Here is a 7,399-nt window from a genome sequence, read left to right as displayed (position 1 = left end):
CCCAGAAAAAAGCGATCCTGTCTCTGACCTCCTTCACCAGCCTGTTAAGGACATCAACCAAATGCTGCATATCGGCTCTAACGCGTTTGGCACCGCAAGATCGATCGTTTGATCCGATTCCATAGAAAAAGCCTGACCGCACCGCAACAATGCGTCTGCAGCAACGTTGCCCAAACTCTGCCGGCCCTATGCTGACCAGTTACTCGCATCTCCCTCACGCGCTCAGGCTGTTGAGTTGATCTTGAGCAATCGGTGATCCATCTTGTTGTTCTTCAAATTTGCCATGTGCGCCTGATGCGCCGGCACCTCAAGAAGCGTTCAGTATGCTTCGCCGGCAACGCTGGTGCCGCTCAAGATCCATGATGCCGGTCTTCATGTCTGCGATCGGAACCGGACAATCCTGTTCCCAATGAAACATGCTTCATGTTTCGCGCCGCCTGATGATGACGGGCCTGTGAAACCCTCTCTTGCCCGTCCAGGCAGACGCTTCGAAGGTCATTCAGCAAGCGCATTGTGTCGCGGTGCACATCCCGGCAAAGGGTACGGAGTCGCTTGGCCTCGTCACACAACATGACGCCATCTGCTGCCGGATCAGCAAGCAGGTCTCGTGCGCGATCACTTGGCGAACGGCTTCGGCTGCGGAAACCTCGGCTACGGCTTGGTTCGTGCATGTGCTGATGCGCACATGTTTCAACCGGAATGGCTTCCCTGCCGTGAGGTGTTCGGCAGCCAGATCACGGATGCCGGCTCGCGCCTCGGCATGAGCGGTCGCGAGATCGGAAAAGTCCGAACCTTCCGGATCTTCGATCGTTCTGCCGTCATAGACCAGGTGGAAGAAAAGCTTCTGCATTGGCCTTACCGCTCATCGGCCGCCTGAACTGGGCAGAAAATGGATTGTTCCACCAGCCTTGGAACGGTCGGGTTCTGCTCCGCTGCTGCCCAACAACCTGACATATTCGGCTTCCGGGACGCCATAAGCGCCTCCGGCTTCTTCTTCGAGTCCCTCGCGATCGAGGATGGTGACAGCTCCGCGCTTGGCGCGGATCAGCCCTTTTCCTTCCAGAATTTGCGTCGCCACGGTTACACCAGCGCGGCGCGTTCCCAGCATGAACGACATGAACTCGTGTGTCAGGTTCAGCAGATCTCCCTCGACCCGGTCGTGACACATCAAAAGCCAGCGGGCGAGACGCTCTTCCAGACTGTTATGCTTGTTCGACAGGGCTGTCTGGGTCGTCTGGATCAGCGTTGCCTGGACGAACAGCAGAAGGTGTTGATGCAGGCTGGGGCTTTGTGTCACCAGCGCACCCAGTTGTTCAGTGCTGATCTTCAGGGCGTGACCAGGTATCTGAACAAGAAGTTCGTTCGGTGTGCTGTCGGTTCCCAGCAGGATCGACGTGCCTGACATGCCCTCACGGCCGAAAAGGCCCGCCTCGATCCGGTGCGTCTTCTTTCCCCCGGTCACGATGATCGAGGTCACGCCCGAGACGGGAAAAACGATGTGGGTGATGGGCTGCCCCGGCTGTTCCAGGGTCGCCCCTTGTTCAAGCGTGACCACGGACAGATGCGGCTGGAGAAGGGCTTGGTCGCCGGAGGAAAGGGTCGAGATGAGATGATTGCGCCCATCCGGGCGAGGCAGCCGTTTCGGCATGACGCTTTCTCTTGTCTTGGGGCAAGAGCACGGCGCGCAACTGTCTCTCAGTCGGTCATGCCCTGAAAATACGGTGACCGATATGTTCAGCGTATCATGGTGAAGCCGGACAATCCGGATTAAATGGTGTCAGATTGCGTACCAAGGGCGCCTTTCCGGCGGCGCCTGCCTTGGATGGAGTAATCAGAACAGCTTGATGCATCCAGCAAACCGCCCCCGCTAGCCGCTGTTCAAACGTGACGGCCTCTGGTCATCTGTCGGAAAACACTCGCTCACGGCTTCGGCCACCGACACCTTGGCAAGGATCTTTCCTGCTGCATCGCCGATAGAAATGTCTATTGGGTCAAACAACCGGTCGGTTGCCAGATAATCTGCCGCAAGCTCGCGGATGATGGCCCGGGCTTCGATCCGGGCCGCTTCAAGATCGGCGCAGTCCGATCCCTCCGGATCCATGACGGTGTCCAGAAGGTAGTCCACGTGGAAAAAGAACTTCTGCATGACAATATCCTCTGCAAACCACGCGAACAGGCGACGCAGAGTGTTGTTCCTGTCCGGAAGCGTACCAAACCCGCCCTTTTGCAGGATATTCGGGGAACATCATCCAGATGCGTCTGTTTGGGCCAAAGGCACGCCCTGTGCTGCTACTCCAGGACCAAAGGATACCGATGCCACGCCAGATCGAATTTTCCGGCTCTGCCGCTGATTGCGCCCTTCTTCTGGAACATGTTCAGGAACAGGAGGGCGTGGCCCGCATCCTTCTTCAACGAGGCGTGGCGCAGCGGCCTGAAGGCGACGTCGTGACCATCGAAGCCGCCAATCAGGCCAGCGAGGATATTCTCAACATCCTCAGTGACCTCGGGCTGCTCCATTCCGGTGCCGTTTCCATCTCGGAACCAAACGCCACCGTCTGCGCCGACGCTGCCGGCACGATCAACGAAGAAGGCAACGACGCCATCTGGGAGGAAATCGGCGCGATGATGCGACAGGATACGAATCCGTCGTTCAACTTCCTGGCCCTTATGGCATTGTCAGGCGCAGTGGCCGTCTTCGGGATCGTGTCGGACACGATCCATGTCGTTGTGGGCGCCATGCTGATCGCACCCGGCTTCGAGCCGCTGCTGCGCATTGTCTTCGGCTTGGGAGGGGATCGACACAGCGCCCGCTCCGGGGTCTGGAGCACGGTGTTGGGCTATGCCGCATTGGCGGGGGCGGCGGCCATCGCCACGCCGGTTGCCTTGTCATTTGCCGATGTCAGCCAAGCGGAACTGGCGCAAAGATATTGGGCCAACTACTGGTCCAGCATCAAGCCGGACGGTGTGGCAACATCCGCGCTTGCGGGCGTGGCCGGAGGCATTATCGTGTCTTCCCGCCTCAAGGTGCTTGCAACAGGCGTCATGGTGGCGCTGGCGCTCATTCCCAGCATGGCATTGGTGGGGATGGGACTGGCAACAGGGAACGGTACGCTGCTGCTGGGCGCAGCCGGCCGATGGGCCGTGGAGGCTGGCTGCGTGATCTTTGGTGGCGGCGCAGTCATATTAGCCAAACGCCGGCGTCACCGGCGAAAGCAGCTCCCGCCTGCCTCCTTGTCGTCAGATTGATCTTTCCCATGTGTGCCGGAAACCTGAATGCCAATGCAGCGTGTGGCTGCAATGGCCTTCCGGAAAATCAGACTTCCTCCAAAACCTTCAGGAGTTGACTGACCTGATAACCGGGCTGCATGTCCGGCCGCTGAGAAAATTGCAACGCAGCTGCCGAAAAACGGGCGTATTCGGCAGGGTCGTCCCAGAGGCGACGCACCGACGCGACCCAATCTGCAACAGGGGCATCAATATCGAGCGTCAGCCCACCGGAACCGATGGCCTCCGGCAGTCCGCCCTGCCGCGACCCGATGACTGGAATGCCGCTGTAATGGGCTTCGGTGGCAACCCTTCCCCAAGCCTCTTCCCAAAGGCTTGGCGCCAGCAGGATGCGGGCCTTTCCGTAGACGGTCTTCATGTCGGATGTCCGGGGCTGCAAGGTTACATTGGGCAACCCGGTCAAGCGCTGGTCCAAAGTCGCGCGAAGCTCCGCATCGATCCCCCAGCTTTCCACGAAGGTGAAGGGAATGTCCGGGCACTCCGCTGCGACAGCAAGGGCGATCTCCAATCCCTTGACGGGATAAGGATTGATGAAGGTGACATTGGTCCGGGTAGAGGCAGTCCGATAAAGATCAGGGTTCACAAGCGGGGGAATAACCGTAGAGGTAATGCCGAACGCCTCACGGTGCCGGTCGGCAGTGAATTGCGAATTTGCAACGAACAGCGCGCGTGACAGCTCTGCCGGAGAACCTTCCAGTTCATCGAACTCGACATTCCGGAAATAAAGCACGACGGGAACACCATGCGCCTCCAAGCTTTTGGCAATGGGGACCGTGTTTCCGTTCTGCACAACCGCAACATCCGGGCGGAACTTGCGAACCACTTCGGTGGCGTCAGTCGGGTCCCATGCTCGATAAACCAGATGACCGGGCAATGTATCGCGTGAAAAGCGTGTGCGGCCGATGCGGCGCTTGATCCGCGAAGACATCTCGGTCCAGCCGCCCCCGGACAAACGGCACATGACTGCCACCACATGGCCTTGCGCGCGAAGCTCCTCAACGAGTTGCCGAGTGCTGGACTGCGCCCCGCCCGAGCGTTGGGGAAGGTAGGGATCGCCAATGGTGAACAGAATTCGCATTCTAGTTCCGGCCTTCTTCATGTGTAGCAGCAAGAATATCCACGATCTGGTCGATCTGCCGCTCCGACTTCATCTCGTTCCGCTCCGAGTGGCGCAGCGCCGCTTCGGAGACCGCCTGATAATGCGCCTCGTCCGACCAGAGTCTCCGCAGGGCCGCGGACCATTCCTCGATGGGGGCATCCAGCGACAGAATGCTTCCCCCCGGACCGATGGCCTCTGGAAGGCCGCCACGGTCGCTCCCCACCACCGGAATGCCACTCAGATGCGCTTCGGCGGCCACGCGGCCAAAAGCCTCTTCCCAACGGCTGGGGGCCAGAAGGATCCGCGCCTCTCCATAAACCGATTGCATATCTGAAGTGGGCGGACGGACTGTAAGGTTATCCAGGCGGGCAACGTGCGTTTGCAGTCTGTCCTCATCTTCGGCTGACAGGCTCCAGGCCTTGACGAAGACGAAGGGGATCTCGGGGCAGGCTTCCGCCACCTTCAGGGCAATGTCGACACCCTTGTGAGGGTGGGGGTTGATGAACGTGACATTCTGCCGGGACGATCGGGTGCGGTAGCGATCCGCGTCCACCATCGGATAGATGATCTGGGCGGAAACGCCGTCGGATTGCGCGAACCTTTCTGCCGTAAAGCGGGAATTGGCAATGAACGAAATGCCGTTCAACTCGCTCAGGCTGCCGCCGAGGTCATCCGTTTCGACGTTGTGCAGGTAGATGACGGTCGGGATCGCCGTTCCCGTCATGGCCTTGGCCATCTCGACCGGAAAACCCGACTGGAACATGGCTACGTCGGCCTTAAAGTTTTGGGCAACATCGGCTATGATTTCCGAGGCCCACCAAGCCCGATACACGGGATAGCCCAGATGGTCATCGCGCACCCACCGCCGACGGCGCAGCTTCAACTCAAGGCGTCGGCGCAAACCGAACCAGCCATTGCCCATCAACCCGCCCACCACGCAGACATCATGCCCCCTCTGGCGCAGGGCCAGAGCCAATTCATGGGTGCTGGACTGGGCACCTCCCAAAAGCTGAGGCAGATAGGGATGGGCGCTCCCGATGAGAATCCTCATAAACACTCCATGCTGATCAACTCCTGAGGGACAGGGCTTTCATAGGGGAAATACGGCAGTAATAGGCGGAGGTCCGGAAAGGCCACTACTCAGCCAGTAGCTTGTCCCGCATTTCAAGGCTGCCCGCATCTTATGATCGATATGGCGGGCGTCCGGCCGACAGGCGCAGCACCTCGGCCTGCGAGGCAAGCATCAGGGCAGCAGTAATGCCAAGCACGCCGAATTTGTTCCGCATGCCGATCTTCGTCCTGACCATCCAACTCGCTTGGCCTTTGGCTTCGTGAACCATCCGCCAAAGGGTCTTCGGGACCCCGGCTTCGGACATACCGTCCATCCGCCACCGCCCCCCGATCACCCGGCGCCGCTTGCGGATCAGTTCGCTTAGGGTAGCCCGGGTAGGGTGGCCGACGATCATCTCGGGAACATGAATGACCTTGTGTCCCGCCATGACCATCCGGCGTGAACATTCGCTGTCGCCTCCGGACAGCAGATCGGAATCAAAGCCGCCAATCGCCCGCAGATCGTCGCGTCGGCACAGCCAGTTCGCTGTCACGCAATAGCCATGCTCGGCGTTATAGCGCTGATTGAAGGCGGTCAGTTCTTCGTAGCAGGCGGCAACTGGCCGAGCGCCTTCCTCGCGGAAAAGCACGATGTCTCCGGCATAAACCCCTGCATCTGGCCGGCGCTCCACAATGGCAAGGGCTTGCTCCACCCAATCGGGGGCAGGCACGCAGTCGCCGTCGGTGAACAACACGTATTTTCCACGCGCCACCGCCAGTCCCCGGTTGCGGGACCGGTACGAACTGGGGATCGGCTCGGACAGCAAGGTGACGAAATCGAAACTCCGCACCGCATCCGCCGTGCCGTCGGTCGATCCGTTATTCACGACGATCACCTCGAAGCGATCACGGCTGACGGTTTGCGCTGCAATCGCTTCAAGCGTTTGTACGATGCGCCGCTCACCGTTCCAGACGGGAATGATGATGCTGATGACAGGATCATTTTTCTGCATCGGACATACCTTCTGCTTGGCCGGATCAGGACTTGGACTGCGGGCGAACCAGATTCTTTAGGGTCTGATATCTGCTATCCCCTAAGACATTGCGTGCCATGACCTTCCAGTGATCACCTGTGCTGCGAGTGCGCTGTTTCAGGCGGTTTGGAAGATTGCGCATCTTCTGCCGGACAGCGGCAGAGGATAGCGGGTCGGGCAGGTGGATCTGATGCGTTTCCACGCAAAGGACCGGCTTGCCGGATTGGCGTGCAATGATCTCGGCCTGCCGCTCCTCGCTTTCGATGAACAAGGTGCTTTCAGCCTTGCGATAAAATTCGGCCTTGAAGCTTCCATGCACCCCTTGGCGCCGGCGCTCTTCGGCACTGGGCAGGTCCAGCATGATCAGTTCGCCATATTCGACCCCTTGGCTCTTCAGCCAAGCCTCGGTCAGATCACGATATTTCTCAAGCCGGCTTGTTACCAGCCAACCGATCTTGCGCGAGGTTGTGTGCAGGGGAACCGCTTCGTTCAGGAAGCGGCGATAAGCCTCGCCATCGTCATTCTGCTGCTTGGTCGGGTCAAGGCACAGCACGCCGTCGATATCGACGCAGGCTTGCTCCAGCACGATGTGATGCATGAAGTTCCACTGGAAGATACGAGGATTGGTGACCTGCTCAAAGATCACGTCGACATCGGGATGGGTAGCCTCCAACCCGTAAATGGCGGCAAAGAGGATCTCCCCCCCAACGCCTGCCTCCGCAATCCGTGAGCGGGCACGGCGCATTGCATCACCGCTCTTGATGCTGTCGTCCAGAACCAGGATGCGGCGCATGTCCCCCAAGCCGCGGTCCAGTCGTTGCGTGCGTTTGGTCGAAGTGCCGGAGGAATAGACCCGCCCTTCCAGAAAAGAGTCCAGATCGGTCAGCGGAATGTTCGAAACCAAGCTCAGCAGATTGGCCGCCAGAAGCCC

At 59.4% G+C, this 7,399-nt stretch carries 8 protein-coding genes; 1 reads left to right on the top strand and 7 read right to left on the bottom strand.

The features are described 5' to 3' along the window. Positions 1-499: 499 nt before the first annotated feature. The 3 genes from ACLHHB_RS04730 to ACLHHB_RS04720 all read right to left on the bottom strand — a co-directional run bounded on the left by ACLHHB_RS04730 (position 500) and on the right by ACLHHB_RS04720 (position 2,146). Positions 500-850, bottom strand: coding sequence for a DUF6894 family protein (locus ACLHHB_RS04730; RefSeq protein ID WP_410217134.1), 351 nt, complete (start codon positions 848-850; stop codon positions 500-502). 12 nt (positions 851-862) lie between these two features. Beyond that, positions 863-1,648: a Crp/Fnr family transcriptional regulator gene (locus tag ACLHHB_RS04725; RefSeq protein WP_410217133.1), complete on the bottom strand. Its 786-nt coding sequence runs from the start codon at positions 1,646-1,648 to the stop codon at positions 863-865. 219 nt (positions 1,649-1,867) lie between these two features. Next, positions 1,868-2,146, bottom strand: coding sequence for a DUF6894 family protein (locus ACLHHB_RS04720; protein WP_410217132.1), 279 nt, complete (start codon positions 2,144-2,146; stop codon positions 1,868-1,870). Between the two features lie 167 nt (positions 2,147-2,313). Here ACLHHB_RS04720 and ACLHHB_RS04715 point away from each other — a divergent pair, with 167 nt between their 5' ends. Then, on the top strand, positions 2,314-3,246 hold the full coding sequence (locus tag ACLHHB_RS04715) for a DUF389 domain-containing protein (RefSeq protein WP_410217131.1): 933 nt from the start codon (positions 2,314-2,316) through the stop codon (positions 3,244-3,246). 67 nt (positions 3,247-3,313) lie between these two features. Here ACLHHB_RS04715 and ACLHHB_RS04710 read toward each other — a convergent pair whose 3' ends face one another. From ACLHHB_RS04710 to ACLHHB_RS04695, 4 genes are all read right to left on the bottom strand, one after another. Next, the gene (locus ACLHHB_RS04710) at positions 3,314-4,363 is read right to left on the bottom strand and encodes a glycosyltransferase family 4 protein (RefSeq protein WP_410217130.1); all 1,050 of its coding nucleotides are present in this window, start codon (positions 4,361-4,363) and stop codon (positions 3,314-3,316) included. A 1-nt stretch (position 4,364) separates the two neighbouring features. Beyond that, positions 4,365-5,435, bottom strand: coding sequence for a glycosyltransferase (locus ACLHHB_RS04705; protein ID WP_410217129.1), 1,071 nt, complete (start codon positions 5,433-5,435; stop codon positions 4,365-4,367). Between the two features lie 130 nt (positions 5,436-5,565). Beyond that, positions 5,566-6,447, bottom strand: coding sequence for a glycosyltransferase (locus tag ACLHHB_RS04700; RefSeq protein WP_410217128.1), 882 nt, complete (start codon positions 6,445-6,447; stop codon positions 5,566-5,568). 25 nt (positions 6,448-6,472) lie between these two features. Continuing rightward, positions 6,473-7,399 (bottom strand): phosphoribosyltransferase (locus tag ACLHHB_RS04695; protein ID WP_410217127.1); only part of this gene is annotated, 927 nt, incomplete at its 5' end.

Source organism: Paracoccus sp. (in: a-proteobacteria), from assembly GCF_046462195.1.
Lineage (GTDB): Bacteria > Pseudomonadota > Alphaproteobacteria > Rhodobacterales > Rhodobacteraceae > Paracoccus.
This window is presented reverse-complemented; position numbering and strand designations above follow the sequence as displayed.